Annotated in this window: 25 protein-coding genes; 8 read left to right on the top strand and 17 right to left on the bottom strand. The window is 68.1% G+C overall.

The genetic code is table 11. From position 1 onward, the window contains the following. Positions 1–21: 21 nt before the first annotated feature. Positions 22–1173, bottom strand: coding sequence for a TDT family transporter (locus K368_RS0114085; protein WP_018044303.1), 1152 nt, complete (start codon positions 1171–1173; stop codon positions 22–24). A gap of 214 nt (positions 1174–1387) precedes the next feature. Between K368_RS0114085 and K368_RS0114090 the strand changes: the two genes are divergently transcribed. From K368_RS0114090 to K368_RS0114115, 6 genes are all read left to right on the top strand, one after another. After that, the gene (locus tag K368_RS0114090; RefSeq protein ID WP_018044302.1) at positions 1388–1621 is read left to right on the top strand and encodes a hypothetical protein; all 234 of its coding nucleotides are present in this window, start codon (positions 1388–1390) and stop codon (positions 1619–1621) included. A 78-nt stretch (positions 1622–1699) separates the two neighbouring features. Beyond that, positions 1700–1834: a hypothetical protein gene (locus tag K368_RS27585; RefSeq protein WP_018044301.1), complete on the top strand. Its 135-nt coding sequence runs from the start codon at positions 1700–1702 to the stop codon at positions 1832–1834. Between the two features lie 278 nt (positions 1835–2112). After that, a complete protein-coding gene (locus K368_RS0114100) occupies positions 2113–3336 on the top strand; it encodes a molybdopterin-dependent oxidoreductase (protein ID WP_018044300.1) in 1224 nt (407 codons plus the stop codon). An 11-nt stretch (positions 3337–3347) separates the two neighbouring features. Then, positions 3348–3686, top strand: coding sequence for a cytochrome c (locus tag K368_RS0114105; RefSeq protein WP_018044299.1), 339 nt, complete (start codon positions 3348–3350; stop codon positions 3684–3686). Positions 3687–3871: 185 nt separating this feature from the next. Next, the gene (locus K368_RS0114110) at positions 3872–4855 is read left to right on the top strand and encodes a beta-propeller fold lactonase family protein (RefSeq protein WP_018044298.1); all 984 of its coding nucleotides are present in this window, start codon (positions 3872–3874) and stop codon (positions 4853–4855) included. Positions 4856–4934: 79 nt separating this feature from the next. Then, positions 4935–6020 (top strand): sulfite oxidase, encoded by a 1086-nt coding sequence (locus K368_RS0114115; protein WP_018044297.1) that lies wholly within the window; start codon positions 4935–4937, stop codon positions 6018–6020. A gap of 3 nt (positions 6021–6023) precedes the next feature. Here the strand turns inward: K368_RS0114115 and K368_RS0114120 are convergent, their stop codons facing one another. The 5 genes from K368_RS0114120 to K368_RS0114140 are packed head-to-tail and all read right to left on the bottom strand — an operon-like array spanning position 6024 to position 8991. Beyond that, on the bottom strand, positions 6024–6395 hold the full coding sequence (locus K368_RS0114120; protein ID WP_018044296.1) for a DUF202 domain-containing protein: 372 nt from the start codon (positions 6393–6395) through the stop codon (positions 6024–6026). Then, positions 6392–7282 carry a LysR family transcriptional regulator gene (locus K368_RS0114125; protein ID WP_027172942.1) on the bottom strand — a complete coding sequence of 297 codons (891 nt, stop codon included), beginning with the start codon at positions 7280–7282 and terminating at the stop codon, positions 6392–6394. Before K368_RS0114125 ends, K368_RS0114120 begins: the two co-directional genes overlap by 4 nt. Beyond that, positions 7279–8088, bottom strand: a complete 810-nt coding sequence (locus K368_RS0114130) for an anti-sigma factor (protein WP_018044294.1) — start codon at positions 8086–8088, stop codon at positions 7279–7281. Before K368_RS0114130 ends, K368_RS0114125 begins: the two co-directional genes overlap by 4 nt. Then, entirely contained in the window at positions 8085–8594 is a 510-nt protein-coding gene (locus K368_RS0114135; protein WP_018044293.1) for an RNA polymerase sigma factor, read from the bottom strand. Before K368_RS0114135 ends, K368_RS0114130 begins: the two co-directional genes overlap by 4 nt. Positions 8595–8607: 13 nt before the next feature. After that, positions 8608–8991, bottom strand: a complete 384-nt coding sequence (locus K368_RS0114140; RefSeq protein ID WP_018044292.1) for a hypothetical protein — start codon at positions 8989–8991, stop codon at positions 8608–8610. A gap of 538 nt (positions 8992–9529) precedes the next feature. On the opposite strand from K368_RS0114140, the gene K368_RS0114145 reads away from it, so the two are divergent. After that, complete coding sequence (locus K368_RS0114145; protein WP_018044291.1) at positions 9530–10276, top strand: phosphatase PAP2 family protein; 747 nt, start codon at positions 9530–9532, stop codon at positions 10274–10276. A gap of 147 nt (positions 10277–10423) precedes the next feature. Here the strand turns inward: K368_RS0114145 and lspA are convergent, their stop codons facing one another. Both lspA and K368_RS0114155 read right to left on the bottom strand, forming a co-directional pair. Continuing rightward, a complete protein-coding gene (gene lspA, locus K368_RS0114150) occupies positions 10424–10951 on the bottom strand; it encodes a signal peptidase II (RefSeq protein WP_018044290.1) in 528 nt (175 codons plus the stop codon). A 4-nt stretch (positions 10952–10955) separates the two neighbouring features. Then, positions 10956–13121 carry a heavy metal translocating P-type ATPase gene (locus K368_RS0114155; RefSeq protein ID WP_027172943.1) on the bottom strand — a complete coding sequence of 722 codons (2166 nt, stop codon included), beginning with the start codon at positions 13119–13121 and terminating at the stop codon, positions 10956–10958. Positions 13122–13238: 117 nt separating this feature from the next. Here K368_RS0114155 and K368_RS0114160 point away from each other — a divergent pair, with 117 nt between their 5' ends. Beyond that, complete coding sequence (locus tag K368_RS0114160; protein ID WP_026176009.1) at positions 13239–13640, top strand: helix-turn-helix domain-containing protein; 402 nt, start codon at positions 13239–13241, stop codon at positions 13638–13640. Between the two features lie 221 nt (positions 13641–13861). Here the strand turns inward: K368_RS0114160 and K368_RS0114165 are convergent, their stop codons facing one another. The 9 genes from K368_RS0114165 to K368_RS0114205 all read right to left on the bottom strand — a co-directional run bounded on the left by K368_RS0114165 (position 13862) and on the right by K368_RS0114205 (position 23636). Further along, entirely contained in the window at positions 13862–17104 is a 3243-nt protein-coding gene (locus tag K368_RS0114165; RefSeq protein WP_018044287.1) for a CusA/CzcA family heavy metal efflux RND transporter, read from the bottom strand. An 11-nt stretch (positions 17105–17115) separates the two neighbouring features. Continuing rightward, positions 17116–18519 carry an efflux RND transporter periplasmic adaptor subunit gene (locus tag K368_RS0114170; RefSeq protein ID WP_018044286.1) on the bottom strand — a complete coding sequence of 468 codons (1404 nt, stop codon included), beginning with the start codon at positions 18517–18519 and terminating at the stop codon, positions 17116–17118. A 144-nt stretch (positions 18520–18663) separates the two neighbouring features. Further along, positions 18664–19026, bottom strand: coding sequence for a hypothetical protein (locus K368_RS0114175; RefSeq protein WP_238254234.1), 363 nt, complete (start codon positions 19024–19026; stop codon positions 18664–18666). 65 nt (positions 19027–19091) lie between these two features. Then, positions 19092–19343: a hypothetical protein gene (locus tag K368_RS27075; protein WP_192216543.1), complete on the bottom strand. Its 252-nt coding sequence runs from the start codon at positions 19341–19343 to the stop codon at positions 19092–19094. A gap of 138 nt (positions 19344–19481) precedes the next feature. Then, entirely contained in the window at positions 19482–19739 is a 258-nt protein-coding gene (locus K368_RS0114185; protein WP_018044283.1) for a hypothetical protein, read from the bottom strand. A gap of 429 nt (positions 19740–20168) precedes the next feature. Further along, on the bottom strand, positions 20169–20426 hold the full coding sequence (locus K368_RS0114190; RefSeq protein WP_018044282.1) for a hypothetical protein: 258 nt from the start codon (positions 20424–20426) through the stop codon (positions 20169–20171). A 99-nt stretch (positions 20427–20525) separates the two neighbouring features. Beyond that, entirely contained in the window at positions 20526–21854 is a 1329-nt protein-coding gene (locus tag K368_RS0114195; RefSeq protein WP_027172944.1) for an ATP-binding protein, read from the bottom strand. After that, entirely contained in the window at positions 21851–22600 is a 750-nt protein-coding gene (locus K368_RS0114200) for a response regulator transcription factor (RefSeq protein WP_018044280.1), read from the bottom strand. Before K368_RS0114200 ends, K368_RS0114195 begins: the two co-directional genes overlap by 4 nt. 67 nt (positions 22601–22667) lie before the next feature. Next, positions 22668–23636, bottom strand: coding sequence for a cation diffusion facilitator family transporter (locus tag K368_RS0114205; protein WP_018044279.1), 969 nt, complete (start codon positions 23634–23636; stop codon positions 22668–22670). Positions 23637–23659: the final 23 nt, after the last annotated feature.

The raw sequence follows: 23659 nt of genomic DNA on the forward strand, positions 1-23659 counted from the left end.
TCGGATGCGCCCGAGGCCCGGTCAGGCCCCGGCGAGGCAGGGCGAGACGAAGAGCTCCCCGCGATAGGCCCCGCGCAACGTGCGCACGGACACGATCAGCCAGAGTAGGGTCAGCAGGCCGACGAGGCCCGCTCCGAGCCAGGCGAACCCGCTGAGTGCCGTCACTTCGCCGATCCGCAGGGTGGCCAGGGCATAGACGCCGAGCGGGAAGATGTAGCCCCACCAGCCGAGGTTGAACGGAACGCCGGCGCGTAGGTAGCGCACGGTGACGGCGAGCGAGAGCAGAAACCACCAGGCGCCGTAGCCCCAGAGGATCAGCGCGCCGATCAGGCCCGTGATCCTGAGGATCTCGGGCGCGCCGGCAAAACCGCCTGCCGCGAGGATCGGGCCACCGGCCTGCCCCAGCACGAGCAGGCCGAGCGCCCCGGTTCCGAGCGGACCGAGGGAGAGCCAGCTCGATGCGGCCATCTCACGCGGTGGCAAGTTGTGCAGCGCCATGCGCAGCACCAGGATCGCCAGGATGCTCAGCGCCAGCGGGACCGAGACGCCCCAGAGCACGAAGCTCGTGACGATGACGGCGAGTTGTTGGCTCTCGCCGCTCAAGGCTGGAGCGAGCAGGCCACCGGAGACGGCGACGACCTCGGCTGTCACCACTGGCAGCAGCCATACGGCCGTCATCTGGTCGATGCGGTGCTCCTGACGGGTGAACATCAGGTAGGGGATCGCGACAGCACAGATCAGAGCGAGCGCCACGTCGAACCACCACAGTGGCAGTGCGATTCGGACGGTCTCTGCGCCGAGATAGGGCGGACCGAATATCAGCAGCCCGTTCAGCAGCGTCGCCAGTGCCATCGGGATCGCCCCGAAGAACATCGACACCGTCGAGTGTCCGAAGATCCGTCGGGCGCCATCGAAGTAGAAGATCCAGCGCGCGCCGTAGACTAGGCAGAAGGTGGCGAAAAGCACGACGGAGGCGAGCCAGAGCCCGAGCGGCACAGGGGCCAGCAGGGCATGCGTCTCCGGCAGACGGTCGAGGGCCAAGGCGACCACGCCAGTGCCCATCACCACGGTGAACCAGTTCGGCGTGAATTGTCGGATCACGTCCCGCGGATGCTGGAGGCGCGAGAGCGGCTTTAGGCCTGTGCTGATCGCCAGCAGACTGGATTCGGACACGGGGCGCTCTTGGGCTTCGGAGGGTCAACGCACCGGCTCTAGCACGACCCCGCATCGCGCGCCGCCGCGATAAACATCAACTCGCAAGCGGCGCTTAATCATCAAAACAATCGATTAAAACTAGCTAATCAAACCATTAGTATGAATGGTTGTCGGCCGCTACCTTCTTGTCATCACGAACCGACGTGACGACCCGACCAGAAGGATATCGACCATGACCCGTACGATCGCTGCCGTCGCCCTCGCCGCCTCCGCCCTCGTCGGCATGACGGGCCTCTCGCAGGCCCAGGGCCTCCGCGCTCCGCAGGTCCGCTTCATCACCAGCCCATCCGCACCGATCTACGGCGACGCCGATGGCGCCAACGCCAAGAACCCGGCACTCCCGGCCTACGCCCGTGGCCGCGGCCAGGAGACCGGCGGCCCGGCGCGGGAACTGATCGGTCGCTGACAGCGCCCCCTTGGCCGCCGGGCATCCGTCCGGCGGCACGTGAAGCCTTCGAACACCCGAATGACAGGGAGATCCATCATGACCCGACCCACCTTCGAGACCACTGACGAGGCCCGGCAGGGCGAGACCAGCGGTCATATGCGCTGGGTCCTGTTCTGGACGGTCGCCCTGACTGTCGCCGCCGTCGGCACCGCCTGGCTGACGATCATCTGATCCGGCCGCCCGCCATTGATCGGAGATCGGAAATCTTCGGATGATCGCAATCGGAGATCGTTCAGATCTCTAACGATCATTGGGTGGAATAATCATCTCGCTGTAGCATCTCGTTCACGGAGAGGACGCCTCTTTGCCGGGATGACATGGATCGACGACCCGAGTTTCCGGCGGCGAGACCGAACCGTCCCGACCGACGCCAATGCCGTCCGCCGACGGCGACACCGAGATCCAGCGACCGGCCGACGCGGCCCAACAAACGATTCCAGGGAGACATCATGCGCCATCTGCACGAACCGTTGAACCGCCGCCTCGTCCTGGGTGGCCTAGGGGTCGGCAGCCTCGCCGCCGCCATGCCGGCCTGGGCCGCGGGCTCGGTGAAGCTTCCGCTGCCCGGCGGCCCGGACGAGCGGGCGCTGACCACCGCCTTTCCGGGCAAGGCCGAGATGATCCTTCAACGCACCCATCCGCCGCTGCTGGAGACGCCGTTCTCGGTGTTCGACGAGGGCGTGTTCACCCCTAACGACCGCTTCTACGTCCGTTGGCACTGGGCCTCGATCCCGACCGAAGTCGATGCCGGCACCTTCCGTCTTAAGGTCCACGGCCACGTCGATAAGGAACTCTCGCTCTCGCTCGACGCCATCGCCGGCCTGCCGCGCTTCGAGATCGCCGCGGTGAACCAGTGCTCGGGCAATTCACGCGGGCTGTTCGAGCCGCGGGTGCCCGGCGCGCAATGGGCCAACGGCTCGATGGGCAACGCCCGCTGGACCGGGGTACGCCTCAAGGACGTGCTCGAACGCGCTGGGGTGAAGTCCGGCGCCGTGCAGGTGCGCTTCAACGGCCTCGACGAGCCCGTGGTCGACGACGCGCCGGACTTCAAGAAGTCGCTCGATCTCGACCACGCCAACAATGGTGAGGTGATGATCGCCTACGCGATGAACGGCGAGCAGCTCCCGCTGCTCAACGGTTTCCCGCTCCGCCTCGTGGTGCCGGGCTGGTATTCGACCTACTGGGTCAAGATGCTGTCCGACATCGAGGTGCTGGACAAGCCCGACGACGGGTACTGGATGAAGACCGCCTACCGCATCCCGGACGTGCCGGGCGCCAACATCAAGCCCGGCCAGACCGGCTTCAAGACGGTGCCGATCAACAGGATGGTGCCGCGCTCCTTCGTCACCAACCTGACCGACGGCGCCAAGGTGGCGGCCGGAACGCCGGTGGCCCTTCGCGGCATCGCTTTCGGCGGCGATTGCGGGGTAAAGGCGGTCGACTTCTCCGGAGACGGCGGGGCGACGTGGTTTCCGGCGCAACTCGGCGCGGACGAGGGCCCCTACAGCTTCCGCCGCTTCGACGGCAGCCTGCCGGCGCTGGCCGCCGGCACCCATGCGGTTAAGGTCCGCTGCACCAATACCAACGGCGTCGCCCAGGGCATGGACCAGGTCTGGAACGCCAACGGCTTCATGCAGAACGGCATAGAGACCGTGTCCTTCCAGGCCGCTTGAGGAGACCAGCCATGAACCCGATCCGCCCTGCGGCCCTCATCGCCGCGCTCGCCTTGTCTCCTCTGGTGGCGCTCGCCGCCCCGGCCCCCGAGCCGATGCGCTTCACCTCGCAATCCATTGCGATGCCGACCTCCGACCGGATCTTCCCCGACGGGCCGGGGGCCGAGGCCGTCAACAACAACTGCCTTGCCTGCCACTCGGCCGGGATGGTGCTGACCCAGCCCAAGCTCACCAAGGCGCAGTGGACCGAGACCGTGAACAAGATGGTTCACGTCTACAAGGCACCGGTCGATCAGGCCGACGTGCAGACCATCATCGATTACCTCACGGCGTTGAAGCCGACGCCCTGAACCCCCGATTCCCGAGGCCGCCGCGCTTTTTTCGCCGGCCTCGGGGAATAGACCGCGCCTTCCGGCGTCTCCTCAGGGCGATGCACGGCCGGCCCGGCCTTGCACGACGGATTTCCGATTTCGAACCAGCCCTCACGGCAGGCCCCGGCCGCCGAACGAGCGCGCATGCCCGAGAGACACGCTTCATGACCCATATCCGCACCAGCCTGCGCGCCCTCGTCGCCGGAGCCGCCTTGCTCCTCGCCCAGGGCCAGCCCGGGTTCGCCGCCGGTTTCGACGGGGCGATCAAGAACAACGCGCTGGCGCTGAACGCCGCCGGTACGGTCGCCGCTGTGTCGAACAGCGAAGAGAGCGCCGTCATCGTCTACGACGTCGCCAAGGGCACGGTGCTGCGCCGCCTCGACGGCTTCGTGACCCCGCGCAACATCGTGTTCGCGCCGGACGGCGCCCGCTTCTACGTCTCCGACAGCGGCACCGGCCGGATCACGGTCTACGAGACCGCCACCGGCAAGGAAGCCGGCGTTCTCGCCGCGGGCCCCGGCGCGTTCGGCACGGTGCTCTCGGCCGACGGGACCAAGCTCTACGTCAATAACGAGGCCGCGAGCACGCTGACCGTGTTCGACACCAGGACCATGCTCGCCGAGGCTGTGATCCCCGGCTTCGCGCAGCCGCGCCAGGGCGTGAAGTTGTCGCCGGACGGCAAGACCGTGTTCGTGACGAACTTCCTCGGCGACAAGATCACGTTGGTCGATACCGCCACCAACAAGATCACCGGCGAGATCGCCGGGTTCGACAAGCTGCGCGCCATCTCGATCACCAAGGACGGTAAGACGCTGTTTGCCGCCAACAGCGGCCGCAACACGATCGGCGTGGTCGATGTCGCCGCCCGTAAGGTCACGTCCGAGGTGGCGGTGGGCAAGGACCCCTACGGCGCCGCGCTGACCCCGGACGGGCGCTTCGTCTATTCGGGCAATCTCAAGGACAACTCCTTGTCGGTGATCGACACCGGCACCCTCAAGGTCGTCGCCACGGTGACCGGCCTGAACGAGCCGCGCCAGGCGATCGCGTTCTCGGCCGACAACGCCCACGCCTACGTCCTCAACCGCGACCTTAGCGTCGCCGTGGTGGACCGGGCGAAGAACGCGGTCATCTCGACCATGAAGCCCTGAGGCGTCGCGCGCCGGGTGCCTTCTCGGCTCCCGGCGCGTTCCCGATGTCGACACGTCACGAACGCAGGACAAAGACCCCATGCTCGGCCTGTTCCAGCGCAAGGACCGCCTCATCGTCCACGGAAAGGCGCCCTACAACGCCGAGCCGCCGCTCGATCGCCTGCGCGCGGCCTTCCTGACTGATCAGGCCGACTTCTACGTCCGCAGCCACGGTGACATCCCGGACCTCGACGCCGACAGCTACCGCCTGATTATCGACGGGATGGTCGCGACGTCGCTCGACCTCTCGCTCGCCGATCTCAAGGAACGCTTCGCGCCCGTCACCGTCACGGCGGTGATGCAATGCGCCGGCAACCGCCGGGCCGACATGCTGGCGGTGGCGCCGGTCTCCGGCGACCCGTGGGCGCCCGGCGCCATCGGCAACGCGGAATGGACCGGCGTGCGCCTCGCCGAGGTGCTGCGCGCGGCCGGCCTCGACGCGGGGGGCGCACGTCACGTCGCCTTCGAGAGCCACGACCGGATCGCCCATACGGACACGCGCTTCGGCGCCTCGATCCCGCTCGCCAAGGCTCTCGCCCCCGAGACGCTGCTCGCCTTCGCGATGAACGGCGAGCTTCTCGCCCCCGAGCACGGTCACCCGCTGCGTGTTGTGGTGCCGGGCTTTGCCGGCATCCGCAGCCCGAAATGGCTCGCCCGCATCACGGTGCAGGATCACCCCTCCAACAACCCGATGCAGGCCGACGACTACAAGCTGTTTCCGCCCGACGTGACCGCCGAGACCGCGGACCCCGCCCACGGCATCACCATCGAGGCGATGCCGCTCAACAGCGCGATCTGCGAGCCCGCCCGCGGCGCGGCGTTGAAGGCCGGCCGGCACGCGATCCGCGGCTACGCCATCGCCAGTGACCGCGCGGTCGCCCGCGTCGATGTCTCGACGGATGGCGGTCGCAGCTGGGCGCAGGCCCGGATCGACCGCGACGCCGACGCACCCTACGCCTGGACGTTCTGGGAGATCGAGCGCGAGCTGACGACCGGCGAGCACGAACTCGCGGTACGGGCCTGGGATTCCGCCGGCCAGACCCAGCCTGCGGCGCCGGACGACACCTGGAACTACAAGGGCTACCTCAGCGCCGCCTGGCACCGGGTGCGGGTAACGGTGGCCTGACCGTCACGCCCAGAGCAGGGCGGTGGCAGCGAGGCCCGAGATCGCGATGAGCAGGGCCGCAACCCCGACGGTGAGGATGCGCGGCATCATCGGGATCTCGGCATGAGCGAGTCGCGCCCGGATCGCTCGGTCCCGCCATGCGGCGCCGGCGAACGAGGCGAGCGCACAGGCGATCAGCGTGAGCGACAGCACCTTCAGTGGCCAGACCGCCAGCACCTCTCGCAGGAAGCGCTGCGCGGCCAGGCCGACGCCGAGGAAGGCGAGCCCGGTGCGAAGCCACGCCACGAAGGTGCGCTCGGCTGCCAGCACCGTGCGGTCCTCGGCGAGCCTGACCCGCGGGTCGTCGGGGGGAACGGGTTTCGCGGGCTCGCTCATTCGGCATCCGCCGTTGCGATCAAATCGAGCAGCGCGTCGGCGGCCCGGCTGCGGTAGCGCTCCTTGTGGCGCAGTACCCGGAACGGCCGGCTCGGCAGGGCGAACGCCGCCCGTACCAGGGTCCCGGCTCGAAGCGCTGCGGCGACCACGGTCTCGGACAGCACGGCGGCCCCGCCCCCGGCCTCGACGGCGGCGCGGACCGCCTCGTTCGAGGGCAATTCGAGTGTGACTTGGAGTTGAGCCGCAGCGAGGCCGGCCGCACCCAGCGCCGCCTCAAAGGCCGAGCGGGTTCCCGATCCCCCCTCGCGCAGCACCCAGTCGGCCCCGGCGAGGTCCTTGGGTTCAAGGGCGGTCGCTCCGGCGAAGGGATGGCCTGGGGCGACCACGAGGACGAGCTGGTCATGAGCAATGGTGATGCTCGCGAGCGTCGGGTCGTCCAGCGCCCCCTCGACGAAGCCGAGTTCGGCCTGCCCGGCGCGGACCGCATCGGCAGCGTCGGTGGTGTTGCCCACCGCCAGCCGGATGGCGATCTCAGGGTAGGCCCGGCGGAAGGCGACAAGGTGGCGCGGCAGCCAGTCGCTGGCGATGGTCTGGCTGGCGTAGAGGGCCAGCGTCCCGCGTCGCATGCCGCTGAGGTCGGCGAGCACCAGCTCGGCGGCCTCGGCCCGGGCGAGCACCGCGCGGGCCTCGACGAGGAACACGCGTCCCGCCTCGGTCAGCTCGATCCCGCGGCCGACCCGATGGAACAGCTTGGTCGCGTGTCGTCCCTCGATATTGGCGATCGCCGTGCTGACCGCCGACTGCACGAGGTTCAGCGCCTCGGCAGCCCGGGTTACGTGCTGCCGCTCGGCCACCGCCACGAAGATGCGGAGTTGGTCGAGGGTCATGGTTGCCGCGGCGGAACCGGCAATCCACGGACCTGCGCGTCAACCGCCTGCGCGACGGTCAAAAGCCGCGCTTCGTCGGTGCGACCGGTGACGACGTAGGACATGCCGCCATCGACCCAGGAGAAGGCGGCGACGTCGCCCTCGCGGGCGAAGCGGAACACCGTGCGGCCATCCGCATCGCCTACGCGGCTGTAGAGCGTCAGCCGGGTGCCGTGATCGTCATCGTACATCAGCATCGCGGCGGATTCGGAACCCGCCGGCAGCAGCCGGCCCCCCATCAGGCGGAAGCCGTAGGCCGTGAGGTCGGGGGTGGTCACCGCCCGGCCGAGGCGCTTCGAGAGCCACGTCACGAGGTGTGGCTTCTCATCGGCGCGCACCTCCACTGGATGCACCGCCTCGACCACGTAGGTGCGGAAGGCCGCCACCGCGTCGTCGGTCGCCGGCTCGGTTCGCGCGAGCGTGACCGTGGGTACCTGCCGCGCGGCATGGCCGAACCAGCCGGCGGCACCGCCAACCGCGAGGCAGAGCACGGCCGCAGCCGCGACCGGAAGCCAGCGCCCGGTTATCGGGCGATGTCGCGAGCGGATGTTGGCCACCCGGAGCCGCGCCGGGATCGCCTCCTCGGCGATCGGCGCGAGGCGGGCACGCAAGCGCTCGCGCAGGGCGCGATCCGCCGAGACCTCGGCCGCCCGCGCGGGGTTTCCCCTGAGCCATGCCTCGACCAGTGCCTGCCGCTCCGGTTCGAGACGACCGTCGATCAGGCCGTGCAGGTCGTCCTCGCCGACCGGGCGTGGATCCCCGCTCATTTCACCCTCCTCAACAAGCCGGTTCGGCCCGTTTCCAGAAAACTTCGCATCCGCTCCCGGGCTCGGCTTAACCGCGACATCACCGTGCCCAGCGGTACTCCGAGCACCTGCGCCGCTTCCGCATAAGACAGATCCTCGACCGCGACGAGCAGTAGCACTGAGCGCTGCTCCTCGGGCAGGGCGTCGAGTCCGGTGAGCACGTCGCGTGCCCCCATAACGGCCTCGGGGTCGGCACCCGGATCGGGCACCTGCTCCAAAGCCTCAGCGCCGACATCGATGCCGCGCCGGCCCCGGCGTCGAACAGTGCCGAGGAACAGGTTGCGCTCGATCGTGAACAGCCAGGCTCGCAGGTCGCCGTCGCGGCGACGTCCGGACCAGCCGGACAACGCCCGCTCCAACGTGTCCTGGACGAGGTCATCCGCCGCTTCGCGGTCCCGCAACAGTGCGACTGCGTAGCGCCGCAACGCTGGGATCTGCGGTTCGATGAGGGCGGCGATCTCGTCCACGAGGCTTTACCGATCAGGGCTTGGCGATGTGCCATGCACCGTTGAGGAATCCGTCGCCGGTGATGTCGCCGGGCTTCGTATCCTTGGCGAAGGTGTAGAGCGGCTTGCCCTTGTAGGCCCACTGCATCGTGCCGTCGTCCCGCGTCACCATCGTCCAGTCGCCACTAGCAGCCGAGCCGGAGGCGGCCATCAGGGCCGGCCAGTTGGCGGCGCAGGGGCCGTTGCACATCGACTTGCCGCCCATGTCCTTGTCGAAGGTGTAGAGGGTCATGCTCTTGGCATCGACGAGCGCCGGCCCCTTGGCAGTCTCGGCCGTCATCGCAGGCGCAGCGGCCTGGGCGGCGGCGGCGGAGAAGGCGAAGGCCGCAAAGGCAGCGCGGATCAGCATGGTGTGCATGAGTGAGGTCTCCCGCGGTCGACCATGACCGCATCGGGAGAGATGCCGAACGGGCGCGTCTATTCCACTGACACACGAAAAAGATTGGTGACGTCAGCGTGACCGCCGACTCGTCCTCAACCACGGCATACGGCCGTCACCCAGGAGCAGTCAGAGGAATGATGCGGCGGCGTCACCACTCTGAAAGGCGGAGATCCGAGATCATGCCCTCGCACGGCGAGATCGACTGCAACGTCTGCTTTCGAGAGATACGTTGGCTTGCTCTTACGGCGTAGTTGGGTCGGAAGCGGACGGTATCAAGCGTCAGGTTTCGACCACTAGGCCTCGGGGTCGATATCCGACGTTTCAGGCCCTCCTCCACAGGGATCTCGGCGTGGATGCGACCATTGCGGGCAACAAAGGTGCGGGTTCTCCTTGGCTCGCCGCTCACCGCGGGGGAACGGGCGAGGATCCGAACGGGTTCTTCGGCTCTGCCGCATGAGGCGGTGAGTGTCCCGAGCCAGCAACCGTCAAGGGACCGATCCAGGAGTTCGGGCGCATGAACCAGTCCTCTCCGTCCGCCCGTGCCGGTATCATGGCGCGCCTCGGCAAGCGGGAGATCGGTCTGCCCGTGACGCTGTTTTGCGTCGCCGCCCTCATCCTCGGGTTTGGTCTCCTGGCCGACAAGGTCATGGAGGGCGGCACGATGGGGTTCGACACCCGCGTCGCCCACTTCTTCCGTCCACCCGGCGCGGCTGGTCCGATTGGACCGGATTGGCTGCACGAGATGGCCCGGGACGTGACCTCCCTGGGCAGCATGGTGGTCCTCTGCTTCCTCATCGCGGCTGTGGCAGGGTACCTGCTCCTGATCCGCAAGCAGGGGGCCGCGGTCCTGGTGGTGGGATCGATCCTGGGCGGGACGGTCATCAGCTTCGGGCTGAAACTCCTCTTCAACCGGCCCCGACCCGAGATCCCCGGCGGCATCCAGGTGTTCACCGCCAGCTTCCCTAGCAGCCACGCCATGCTCTCCGCCGTGACTTACCTGACACTCGGCGCCCTCATGACGCGCGTGGCGGCGGGCGCTCGCCTGAAGGCGTACTTCATGGGGCTGGCCGTCTTCCTCACGGTCGTCGTCGGGCTGAGCCGGGTCTATGTCGGGGTCCACTACGCGACCGACGTGCTGGCAGGCTGGTGCGTGGGGTCGGCCTGGGCGGTCCTGTGCTGGGTCGTGGCCCTCCAGCTTCAGCGACGCGGTCAAGTCGAGAAGCCCGACCATGTCGCGGGCGAGGCCGGCATCGAGGCATAGGACCCCATGCGCCGTTCTTCCTAAACGCATCCTCCGCCTGACTGAAGGGACGGACGCATCCCAGCATTCGTTCAATTAGCAGGACCGCATCGTCCATGCCTGCGGCCAGGCCGTTCGACCATTACGGGCACGACCGAAATGACGCCGTTAAGGGACCCGTAGGGCGGCCCGATCAAGCGGCGCTGGTGGTCTCGGCCCGCCCGGCTTGCCGACTGCCTCCCAAGCTATCAAGGCGGCCCCGAGGCTGATCCAGATATCGGCCATGTTGAAGGTGAACCAATGCACCTCCGCCGGGTGCAGGTCGAGGAAGTCCGTGACGCGGCCGTCCACCCATCGGTCGATGAGGTTTCCCAGTGCACCGCCGGTCATGATGGCGAAACCAACTCCTTCCGACGCTCCGGTCGCGCGGAATGCCAACCGGGCAACGTAGGCCGTCAGCATTCCCTGAAGCGCAAGAAGGACGACCAAGGACGTCGCGTCATGCGCCGGAAGCAGGCTGAAGCTGATGCCATGATTGAACGCGAGCCTGAGGTCGAGCATCGGCAGTACCGCGTGCACGGTTTCGTCGGAAAGCCTGTCGACCGCCAGCGCCTTGGTCCACAGGTCGGTGCCCGCCGCGGTCACAGCGATTACGACGAGGGCGCCGAACCCGGCCCTTTCCCGTATGAGACGCATCGGCTCAAGCCCGGAGCAGGCGAAGGGCGTTGGCCGTCACCAGGACGGTCGCCCCGGTATCCGCCAGGATGGCCGGCCATAGCCCAGTGATGCCTGCGAGCGTCGTCACCAGGAACACGGCCTTGAGCCCCAGCGAGATGGCCACGTTTTGGTGGATGTTGCCGAGCGTCGCCCGGGACAGCGCCACGAGGGCGGCCACGTCCGATACCCGGTCGTTGAGGATGGCCGCGTCAGCCGTCTCCAGTGCCGCGTCTGTGCCGCCGCCCATGGCAATGCCGACGCTGGCGGAGGCGAGCGCGGGGGCGTCGTTGATGCCGTCGCCGACCATAGCGACCGGGCCGACCTCCTTCAACGCGCCGATCTCGGCGAGCTTGTCGGCCGGCAGCAGGTCGGCCCGGACCGATAGTCCCAGGCCCTTGGCGATGGCCTCGCCGGTGCGCCGGTTGTCGCCGGTCAGCATCACGCATTCGACCCCAAGCCGGCGCAGGGCCGCGACGCCGGCGGCCGCATCCTGTCTGGGCTCGTCCCGGACCGCCACGACGCCGAGCGCCTCTCCGTCCCGAACCACGACGACGGCGGTCTTGCCGGCTTCCTCAACGGCCTGCACCGTCGCTTCCGCTTCCGGCGAGAGGCTGGCCAGCGTCGCGGCGTGGCGCGGGGATGCCACCGCGACCGTGCGACCGGCGACCGTGGCCTGGACGGCCTTGCCGGGAACCGCACGGGCATCGCGTACGGGGCGCAGGGGGATGGCGTCGGCCTCCGTACGTTCGAGGATCGCACGAGCGATGGGGTGGCTCGATCCGGCCTCCACCGTCGCCGCGAGCCCGAGCAGGGTGCGATCCGTCATGTCCGGGGCAAATGGGAGGACGTCGGTGACCCTTGGACGCCCTGCCGTGAGCGTCCCCGTCTTGTCGAACGCGACGGTACGCACCCGTCCGATGGTCTCCAGGGCGGCGCCGCCCTTCACCAGCAGTCCCCGCCGCGCTCCGGCGGCAAGACCCGAGGCGATGGCGGCCGGGGTCGAGAGCACGAGGGCGCAGGGGCAGGCGATGAGGAGCAACGCCAGTCCGCGATAGATCCAGGTGCCCCAGTCGGCGCCGAGCAGCAGCGGCGGGCCAAGCGCCGCCAGCGCGGCGACCGCGAAGGCGACCGGGGTGTAGACGGCGCTGAAGCGGTCGATGAACCGGGCGGTCGGCGACTTCGAAGCCTGCGCCTCCTCCACCATGTGCAGAATGCGGGCGACGGTGTTGTCCGACGGCATCCGGGTGACCCTGACCTGCAGGGCCCCGTCCGCATTGACGCTGCCGGCATAGACGGCGTCCCCGACCTCCTTTGGCCGGGGCACCGATTCCCCCGTGATCGGGGACTCGTCAAGGCTCGACGTGCCGTCCGTGACCTCGCCGTCCGCAGGGACGCGGTCACCCGGGCGCACCAGCACGGTTTGGCCGATCACCAGGGAGGCGGCCGGCACCTCGCGCACGACGCCGTCCTCCTCGATCAAACGCGCCGTCTTCGGCACCAGGCCCACGAGCGCCTTGATGCCGGCGCGGGATCGGCCGGCCGCGAAGCCTTCGAGCATCTCGCCGACGGTGAACAGCAGGACCACGACCGCGGCTTCCTCGGCGGCATGGATGGCCAGAGCTCCGACGGTCGCGACCGACATCAGCATCTCGATGGAGAACGGCGAGCCGTTGCGCGCGGCGGCGATGGCCCGGCGTCCGTAGAAGGCGAGCCCAAGGAGCGCGCCGGGCCAGTAGGCGTACTCACCGGCTAGGCCCGGTTGGACCTGATCGAGGAGGAAGCCGGCAGCGAACAGGCCGGCGATGGCCAGAGCCAGCAGGCCCTTGCGACTGCGCCAGACGGACGGCTCCGCCTCCTCGTCCTCAATGGCGGGGATGTCCGCTCCGGTGACGTGCGCACGGGCGAGGTCGGCGGCCGTGGGCAGGGTGGCGACGCCGTAGCCGAGACCAGTGATCCGCTCCTCCAGGTCCGCTCGGGGTGTGGCAGCCTCGTCGAGCACAAGGTCGAGGACCTGGGCCGTGTAGTTAACCCGCACGCCCCCGACGCCGGGCAGGCGCGTCACGGCCGTCTCGATCTTGGTCGCGCAGCTCGGGCAGTCCATGCCCTTAACGCGGTAGCGCAGTGCGGTACCGGCGGGGACCGCACCCATGGTTCCTGGCCCTGACATGGCAAGCTCCGTCGACCTGGGCCTCGTGCCGACGGGTCGGAGAACCTACATGCGCCCTGTAGCAACTACAGGGTCAAGGCCATGGCGCACACATCCTCCATGACCATCGGCGATTTGGCGGCGGCGACGAACACCAGCGTTGAGACAATCCGCTGGTACGAGAAGGTCAACCTTTTGCCGGCGCCGGCGCGGTCGGCGGGCAATTACCGCCTCTACGGTACCGAGCACCTGCGTCGTCTGGGCTTCATCAGACGTGGACGGGACCTTGGCTTCACGCTGGACCAGGTCAGGGAGCTTCTCGCTTTAGCCGACGACCGCAAGCGTTCCTGCACCGAAGTCGATACCATCGCCCGCGCGCACCTGGCGGAGGTCGAGCGCAAACTCTCCGACCTAACCCGGCTTGCCCACGAACTGCGCGACGTTATTGGTCAATGCGGATGCGGGTCGGTCGCCGACTGCCGCATCATCGAGGCGTTGTCCCCCCACGGGGAGCTGTCCTAAGGATGCCTGAGGTTCGTTGGGGTCAGGTGGAAATGCGGCTCCCCACCGATGTGGCAGAGGCAGTAAAGAAGGTACACGCAGGCCGGGACGCCCAGCATCACGAGCCAGAACGTATGCCGGGCCGCTTTACGGACATGCGTCCTGACGTGGCGTCTGCGACGCCCACCCTTAGCGCCCCAGTGAGCCGTGGCTCGACCTAACTTCTTACTCATCCGGCCCTCCTACTCGGCGGCCCGGAGGTGCGGTTGGACCGGCATGGGCCGATCCTTCCTTACGACGATCTTCCCTGCGAACTTGGCGTAGAGGGCCGGCAGGACGACGAGGGTCAGCAGGGTCGCCGAGATAAGGCCGCCGATGACGACGGTCGCCAGCGGACGCTGGATCTCGGCACCGGTCTCGGTCGCCAGCGCCATCGGCACGAACCCGAGGGACGCCACTAGGGCGGTCATTGCCACCGGACGAAGCCGGGTCATGGCGCCCTCCAGGATAGCCTCACGCTGCGGACGCCCATCGGCGATGAGCTGCTTGATGTAGGTCAGCATCACGAGGCCGTTGAGCACCGCCACCCCGGACAGGGCGATAAAGCCAACGGCCGCGGGCACCGAGAACGGCATGCCCCGCAGCCATAGGGCCGCGATGCCACCGGTGAGCGCCAGGGGCACGGCGCTGAACACCAGGAGAGCGTCCCGGGCCGAGTTCAGGGCCGAGAACAGCAGCAGGAAGATCAGGAAGAAGCAGACCGGCACCACCACCATCAGGCGCTGGCGCGCCGAGGCCAGGTTCTCAAACTGGCCACCCCAAGTGACGTAGTAGCCGGCCGGGAGCGAGACCCCAGACGCCACCTTGGCCTGGGCCTCGGCCACGAGCGAGCCGATGTCGCGGCCGCGCACGTTGGCAGTGACTACGACTCGGCGCCGGCCGTTCTCGCGCGAGATCTGGTTGGGGCCCTCTGTTACCGAGAAGCTGGCGACCTGCTTCAGCAGTACGGAGGATGCTCGACCGTTGAGCCCGGGAAGCAGCGGGATCGGGATGTTCTCTAGGGCCTCACGATCCTCTCGCACCTTGTCGTTCAGGCGCACCACGATGGGGAAGCGCCGGTCGCCCTCGAACACCATTCCGGCCTCGCGGCCGCCAATAGCCGCGCCGACGACCTCCTGGATGGCCGATGTGCTCAGGCCGAGGCGTGCGGCCTCGGTCTTGTTGATCTTGATTTCTAGGAACGGCAAGCCAGCAGTCTGCTCGACCTTGACGTCGTCGGCGCCCTCGGTCCCGCGCAGGATCGTAGCGACCTGGTTTGCGGCCTTGAGCATCGGCTCGAACTCCTCGCCGAACACCTTAACCGCAAGGTCGCCGCGGGTGCCGGCCAGCAGCTCATTGAAGCGAAGCTGGATCGGCTGGGAGAACTCGTAGACGTTGCCAGCGAGCGCCCCGAGGGCCTTTTCGATCTGCTCCTGCAACTCGGCCTTGGACAGGTCCGGGTCGGGCCATTCCTCCTGCGGCTTCAGGATGACGAAGGTGTCGGACGAGCTCGGCGGCATCGGGTCAGAGGCGACCTCCGCGGTGCCGGTCTTCGAGAAGACGTAGGCGACCTGGGGGAATCGGCTGATGGCCTGCTCCACCTTCAACTGCATCGCCTGCGACTGCGTCAGGGAGGTCGACGGGATGCGTTGGGCGTTTAGCGCGATGCTCTTCTCGTCAAGTTGCGGAATGAACTCCTGCCCCAGCCCCTTGAACAGGAAGCCGGCGCCGACAAGGAGTACGAGCGCGGCCGCGACGAACAGCATGGGCACGCGTAGGGCGGCCCCGAGGACCGGACGGTAGGCAGCCTTGATCGCCCGGACGAAGAGGTTGTCGGTCTCGGTGACCCGGCCAGTGATGACGATGGCGATCATCGCCGGCACGAAGGTGAGCGACAGGACGAAGGCCGCGACCAGAGCGATGATGACGGTGAGCGCCATCGGCTCGAACATCTTGCCCTCGACCCCGGTGAAAGTCAGGAGCGGCACGTAGACGAGGATGATGATGGCCTGCCCGTAGAGGCTCGGCTTGATCATCTCCTCGGCCGAGGCCCGTACGGTAGCGAGGCGCTCCTCCAGTTCGAGCTTGCGCCCGAGCTCCGCCTGTCTCTCGGCGAGGTGGCGCAGGGCGTTCTCGGTGATGATGACGGCCCCATCGACGATGAGGCCGAAGTCGAGGGCACCGAGGCTCATCAGGTTAGCGCTGATGCGGCCCTGGACCATGCCGGTCATGGTCATCAGCATCGCCACCGGGATGACCAGCGCCGTGACGATGGCTGCGCGGATGTTGCCCAGCAATAGGAACAGGACGACGACGACGAGGGCGGCGCCCTCGGCTAGGTTCTTCGCCACCGTCCGGATGGTGGCCTCGACGAGGACGGTGCGATTGAGGACCGTCTGGACCTCGATACCCGGCGGGAGCGTGCGCCGGATCTCGGTCATGCGTGCATCGACGGCGGCGGCCACGGTGCGGCTGTTCTCGCCGATGAGCATCAGTGCGGTGCCGATGACAACTTCCTGCCCGTCCTCGCTGCCCGAGCCGGTGCGCAGGTCGCGCCCGATACGGACCTCAGCGATGTCGGAGATACGCACCGGCACGCCGCCGCGCGTGGTCACGACGACCGAACCGATGTCCTCCATGGTCTCCAGGCGGCCAGCGGCGCGCACGACGTAGCCCTCGCCGTTGTCCTCCAGGTAGCGCGCACCCTGGTTGGCGTTGTTGGCTTCCAGCGCACGGCCGATGTCGGCGAATGACAGGTCGAGGGCGGTCAGCCTCATTGGATCGGGCTGGACATGGTACTGCTTCTCGAAGCCGCCGATGCCGTCGACGCCGGCCACGCCCCGCACGGTCTTCACCTGGGGACGGATGATCCAGTCCTGGACCGTGCGCAGATAGGCTGTGCGTTCGAGCTCTGTCCTCAGCCTCTGGCCCTCGGGGGTAAGATAGCTTTCGTCCGACTGCCAGCCGGGCTTACCGACGGGCGAGACCTTGCGCTCCCCGGGCTTCGCGTAGTGCACCGACCACATGTAGATCTCGCCGAGCCCGGTCGAGATTGGCCCCATGCGCGGCTCAACCCCGGACGGCATCGCCGCCTCAGCCTCCTGAAGGCGCTCAGCAACCTGTTGGCGGGCGAAGTAGATGTCCGTCGTCTCGGAGAAGACGGCAGTGACCTGGGAGAACCCGTTTCGTGAGAGCGAGCGGGTGTATTCCAGCCCCTTGATGCCCGCGAGTGCCGTCTCGACCTGATACGTGATGATTTTTTCGATATCGACCGGCGACAACGAGGGCGCCGTGGTGTTGATCTGGACTTGGTTGTTGGTGATGTCTGGCACCGCGTCGATGGGGAGCTTGGTCAGCGAGAACACACCGAACCCTGCCGCCAGCAGCGACAGAAGCACCACGAGCCAGCGCTGGTGGACAGAGAAGTCGAGGATCTTCGAGATCATGATGGCCGCCCTCAGTGCGCGTGGTCGGCTTCGGCCTTGCCGAGCTCGGCCTTCAGGACAAAGGAGTTGGCCACAGCGACCTCTTCCCCGGGATTGAGGCCGGTAAGGATCTCGAAGGCGTCATCGTCGGCCCTGCCGAGAGTCACGTCCCGGCGCTCGAAGCCCTCCGGGGTCCGCACGAAGGCGACCTTCTCGCCGCCGATGGTCTGGATGGCGGACTTGGGCAGCCGCACCTTGACCTTGTCCTGGGCGATCTCGACCTCGGTGGTGACGAAGGTGCCGGGCCGCCAGGCCATGTCCTTGTTCGGCAGGGCGACGATGACCCGAGCCGAGCGCGTCTCCGGGTTGAGGATGGGACTGACGAACACCACCTTGCCCTCGCCGCGGGCGGCGGCGTCGCCGACGATGGTCACCTTGGCACCCTCGCGGACCTTCGAGAGTTCGGTGGTCGGAACCGCGAGCTCGATCCACACCGAGGACAGGTCGGCGACCGTGTAGACGTCGGCCGGGTCGCCTTCCTTGCCCACGGCGGTGCCGACGTCGACCTTGCGCTCGACCACCCGCCCGGCGAGGGGTGACTTCAATTCGTAGCGGCGTAGGCTCGACAGGTTCGGCGTGGTCTCGTCCTTCCTGGCGGACGTCGCCACCTCGGCGGCGTTCAGGCCAAGGGCCGACAGCTTCTGGCGCGCGAGATCGACCCTGAGCGTCGCCTCCGAGTAGGCGGCCTTCGCGTTCAGGAATGCCGATTCCGCGGAGATCCGCTTGTCCCAGAGGGCCTGCTGGCGGTCGAAGTTCGTCTTCTCCAGGTCAGCCTTGACCGTCGCGGTGAGGAAGTCGCTCTTGGCCTCGGCGACCTCGCGGCTGTCGAGTACGGCCACGACCTCGCCCTTGGCGACCTCCTCGCCGAGGCGCTTGCGCATTTCGGACACGGTGCCGACGACCCGCACGGGAACGCGTGCGATCCGGTCGGCGTCCTGCGCGATGGTGCCGGGCACCAGCAAATGGCGCGAGAGAATCCCGCCCTCGACCATCGCCAGCTCGATGTCCTGCTCGGCGGCCTGCTCGGCCGTCATCTTGATCTTGCCCTCGCCCTCCTCGTCGTGGCCGTTCGCCTCGCCCTCGGCGTGCTTGTGGCCACCGGCTTCGGGCTTGGCCTCTCCCTCGGAGTGCTTGTGCTCGCCGGAAGGCTTGGGCTCGCCGTCGGCATGCTCGTGGCCATGGTCGCCGTGACCGTGCCCATCGTCGGCTGCGGGTGTCACCGGCCTGGTAACGGCCGCATTGGTTGGGGGCGTCGCCCGGGCGTTCGTGAGGCCGGCGGCCGCGAGGGCGCCCTGCACGACCTCGGACACACGGGGGAAGGCACCGCCGATGACGATGCCGATGGCCAGGAAAGCCACGGAAAGGAATGCACGCATGGGAATGGGCCGGGTTCCGACCGGGACGTCGCACGGCCGCTTAGGCGGCGGGAAACGGTCCCGTACTGGGTATTTCGCGAATTAGAGGCAGCCGTGACCCGTGTGGGGCCGGCCGGGACGCGCCACGGACGTGGCGGCGTCGCCTCAGGCGCGAGGCGGCCTGGGTTGGCGGTCGGGCGAGACCGATCCGATGGGTGTGGTCACGGTCGCGTAGGAGGCACGCCCCGTCCCGCGGGGCGGTAGGGCCGGCGTCCCGTCGACGCTGAGTGCCTGATGGCAGCCGCAGGTGGCATGGCAGGCGGGGCAGGCATCGGAGTGATCGACGGCGGCTGCCAGGGTTGGTGCGGACACGGACAGTTCGTGACCAACGGACCGGTGGGCCTCGGCGGAATGGATCGCGCCCGGGACGACGAGCGCCAGGACCAAGACGAGCGAGAGCACTCGCACGGTGGTCGCCCACCAGCCGCGCATCGTCTCGTAGGCCCTGATCCGAGGTCCCGTGGTCATGGTCGCCTTATGAACGATTCAGGGCCACCCGTACATGCCGGATGGCCCTTTGGCAGGGTCGAACCTTAATAGTCGTCGTGGTGATGGTGGTGGTGCCGGCGCTCGCCGTAGTACCGACGTTCCCCATAGAACGCCCGGTCGCCGTAATCCCGATGCGGACGGTGGATGACGACATCATCGTGGTCGCCATGATGGTAGCGGTCGACGTGGACGTCCCCGCCGCGCCGGTCGAAGTCGCCGCCATAGTATTGGGCGGACGCGGCGGCCGGGGCCAGGATCAGGCCGACGGCGACCAAGGCTGGAATGCGAACTCGCATGGCTCGTTCCTCAAAGGGGTATGCCTCAAGATGGGCGCGCCGAGTTGAACGAAGCCTGAAACAGCCGTTCATGGAAGCGTGGATGAAGATATCCGGGACGCCGTGAAACAGGTTCACGAGATCCCGGATCGGCAGAACTCAGTGACGCTCGATGATCGTCGTGCGACGCTCGCCGCCGTGATGGTCATCGTGGTGGTCGTCATGGTGGTGATGCTCGCGCACGACCTCGCGGTGTTCATGGCGGTCCCCGTGATGCCCCTCGCCGTGGCGCTCACCATGACCGTCGCCATGGACCCTGACGCCGCCCGGGCCGACATCGATGTGCTGCGCAAGGGCCGCGACCGGCGAAAAGGCCAGGGTCACGATGGCGGCGATGGCTCCGAACTTGGTCTTCATGTTGAGGCTCCCTCTCTCGAATACTGCGCAGGAACGTACGGATCGAGAAAACCGATCCGAATGCTCCCGGTGAAATTCGGGAATATTTGGCAAGGGAGTTCGTGCGACGCGGGATCGTGTGCGCGAAACGACGATCCTGCAGGGCGGCACCCACGCGGGTTACGGCATGGAAGCGCAACAGCTCTTCGTGGTCGGGCGGAGACTGGAAGGACCACGGGAGGGGTGCCCGCCCCGGCACGAGGCCGAGGCGGGCGGTTCACGGTACCGAGGAGGGCACTACCGTACCGTGAAGCCGTCGGGCGGGAGCGGACCGGTCATCCCCCGCCAAGGGCGTAGCCTATGCCGACGGCAAGGAAGGCGAAGACGACCAGGAGGGGAAGCGTACGCATCGGTGCATCCTCCCGGCCTTCCGAGGTCAGCGTCGTCCGCTCACTTCTTGCCGTGGGAGTGACCGTGGGCGTGCCCATCCTTGTCGGAATGGACGGGCTTGCCGTCCTTGCCGACCTCGCGGGCCTCGCTCTCGCGCGGGTCGTCGCGATGGGCCGGGCCACCGGCCACGCCGCCGGTGTTCGGCACGGAGCGCTCGGGATTGTTCGCGTTCCCATGCCCGTCCTCGGCGGCGTAGGCGGGAGCCGAGAGGCCTGCTAGTAGGCCGAGGGTGAGAAGGGCGGCGATGGTACGCTTCATAATTCTGATCCCTGGGGTTCGGCAGCCGGTGCGGCCGCTTCGAGACCTGAGATAGCGACCCTGTTTTACACCCGGACGCCTGGTTCGTGACGAAGTGTGTCAGCGACCGGCGCGCGGCAGGGAGATCCGGACCCGAAGGCCGCCTCCCGACCGATTGGATAGGGCGATGCCGCCTCCCTCCGCCTCGACGATCCGGCGCGCGATGGTCAGGCCGAGGCCGGTGCCGCCGGTGTTGCGGTTCCGCGACGCTTCGAGGCGGGTGAACGGCTCGAAGGCGCGGGCGACCTCTTCAGGCGGGATGCCTGGACCATCGTCCTCGACGGTGAGCACCAGCTCTTCCGGCTCCACGTCGAGCGAAATAAAGGCGCGGGTCCCGTAACGCACGGCGTTGTCGACGACGTTGTCGAGCGCGCGTCGCAGCGCAACTGGGCGCACCGTCGCGAGTGCGCGGCCAGGGCCCGCATAGGCGACCTCGCGGCCAGCGTCCGAGGACGTGTCGGCGATGCTCATGAGGACGCTCGCGACGTTGGCAACCTGGCGCGGCTCCGGGTCCGCGTCGCCCCGAAGGTACGCCAGGGTCGAATCGACCATCGCCTGCATGTCGTCGAGGTCCGAGCCCATCGCCCGGATCTCGCCGCCCTCGGGCAGCCCGTCGAGGCGGAGGCGAAGCCGCGCGATGGGGGTGCGCAGGTCGTGGGAGACGGCCGCCAGGGCCTGGGTCCGTTCCGTCACCAGCCGATGGATGCGGTCCTGCATCGCGTTGAGGGCCCGGGCGATATCGCGGGTCTCGTCGGGGCCGGCTTCCCTCACGGGGACCACCTTTCCGTGCCCGATTTCGGCCGTAGCGCGGGTGAGGTCGCGCAACGGTCCCGCGATCCGGTGCATCAGAACGACGGCGGCGACACCGACGAGGATGGCCATCGCCGTCGCGAGGTAGGCCCACGATCCGAGCCGTGCGAGGCCGGGTGCATGGGCCGAGCGGAAGGTCAAAAAACTCCCGTCCGCCAGGGCGAGCGCACCGCCCAGGTCCTCCTGATGAAGGGCCTCGTGGCCACTGTCCATCGCGAGTGCGAGACCGGGTTCGAGGCTCGGCTCCGACGCGATCATCCGGGACCTGAGCGACCACATCGCCGGGTCGCCGGCCCTGTCAGGGAGCAGGGTCGAGGTCGACGACCATCCCAGCTCGAAATGCGCGGACGACAGGGCCTTCGCCTCGGCGTCGCGTTCGGTCTGTGGGCGGCGGAGCACCGCCTCGCGCGCCAGGGTAAGCTGGTTGGCGACCTGCCGCGCGAACGCATCGTCCGCCGCGGCGGTCGCGGATTGCCGATAGAGAAGCAGTGCCCCGCCGTGGACGGCGAGGATGGCCAGGAGCAGGACTGCGACCGTTCGGGCTTCCAGGCTGCGGGCCAAGGGTGCCAGGCGTCTCAAGCGCGCTCAACCTTCGAGGCGAGCATGTAGCCGGCCCCGCGCACGGTCTTGATGACCGGAGGCAGGCCCTCGGGCGGTTCGAGCTTGCGCCGCAGGCGGCTCACCAGGGTGTCGACGCTGCGATCCGTGGGGGACCCGAGCCTGGCACGGGACAGTTCGAGGATCATCTCCCGGCCCAGCACGCGCCCCGGGTGTTCGAGGAAGACGAGGAGGAGGTCGTACTCGGCGCCGGAGAGGTCGACGGCCGCCCCCTCGGGATCGACGAGCGAGCGGCTGCGCATGTCGAGCCTCCAGCCTGAGAAGGAGAGCACCTCGGATACCGGGGACGAGGGCGACGAGGGTGCCATGGAGGCGCGGCGCAAGACGGCACGGACACGGGCCAGGAGCTCGGGCCGGCCGAAGGGCTTGGCCACGTAGTCGTCGGCCCCAAGTTCCAACCCAAGCACCCGGTCGGCCTCCTCGTTGCGGGCGCTGACCATGATCACCGGCACCGTGCTCCTCGCGCGCAACGCCCGGAGCAGGTCAAGGCCCGAGGCCCCGGGCAGCATCACGTCAAGCAGGACGAGGTCGACGCCACCGGCAGGCAGGAGGCGCCAGAATTCAATGGCGCTTCTGCAACCGGTGACACGATAGCCCGCCTCGCGGAGAAGGCGGGTGACCAGCAGACGCAGGCCGTCGTCATCCTCGACGAGGAGGACGTGTTCCGAACCATCGGAACCCGCGTTGCCCCCGTTTTCGTGGATCAACGATTCCTCCGTCCTGCAATGGGCGTCACCGTTCCGTCCGCGGGGGCATTCATACACCCGATGCCGGTCAAACGACGTGGGCGGGTGCGAGGATGCAGGCGGTGTCGCTGCTGGTCTCCACCTGCAGGGTGGTGTGGCCGATGCCGAACCGTTCCTTGATGCCGACGGCCGTTTTCATGAGGAACTCGTCGTCGGGCCGGCCGCCAGGCATTAGGAGATGGGCGGTAAGGCATGTCTCCGTGGTGCTCATCGCCCAGATATGCAGGTCGTGGAGTGACGCGACCCCCGGAAGTCCTTCGAGGTGGCTGCGGACGGCGTCGGGGTCGATGCCCGGCGGGACGGCGGCGAGGGATAGCGTGAGGCTGTCGCGCAGGAGGCCCCAGGTGCTCCAGACGATAATGAAGACGATGGCGAGGCTGACGACGGGATCGAGCCAGGTCCATCCGGTGTAGAGGATCACGAGGCCGGCAATGACCACCCCGGCCGAGACGGCGGCGTCGGCGACCATGTGCAGGAACGCGCCCTTGATGTTGATGTCCCCCTTGGCACCAGAGGCGAACAGCCAGGCGGTGATGCCGTTCACCAGGATGCCGACCGCCGCGACGATCATCACGGTCTTGCCGGCGACCGGGGCGGGCTCGCCGAAGCGCTGGATCGCCTCCCAGGCGATGGCGCCAACGGCCACCAGCAGGAACACCGCGTTGAACAGGGCCGCCAGGATCGAGGAGCCCTTCATCCCGTAGGTGTACCGCGCGCTCGGGGCGCGCTTGGCCAGCACCGTCGCGATCCACGCCACGACGAGACCGAGCACGTCCGAGAGGTTGTGTCCGGCATCGGCCAGCAGGGCCATCGAGTTCGCCAGCACCCCATAAGTGGCCTCGATGGCGACGAAGCCCACATTGAGGGCGATGCCAATTGCGAACGCCTTCCCGAAGCTCGCCGGGGCGTGGGAATGCCCGGGATGGTCATGGGTCGCATGGGCCTCATGGTCATGCGACCCGTGGTCGTGACCGGCGTGTGCGTCGTTCGTCGTCATGGTCGTCCTGTAGCGGTCTTCGA

This window comes from Methylobacterium sp. 10 (assembly GCF_000519085.1).
In the GTDB taxonomy this organism is placed as follows: Bacteria; Pseudomonadota; Alphaproteobacteria; order Rhizobiales; family Beijerinckiaceae; genus Methylobacterium.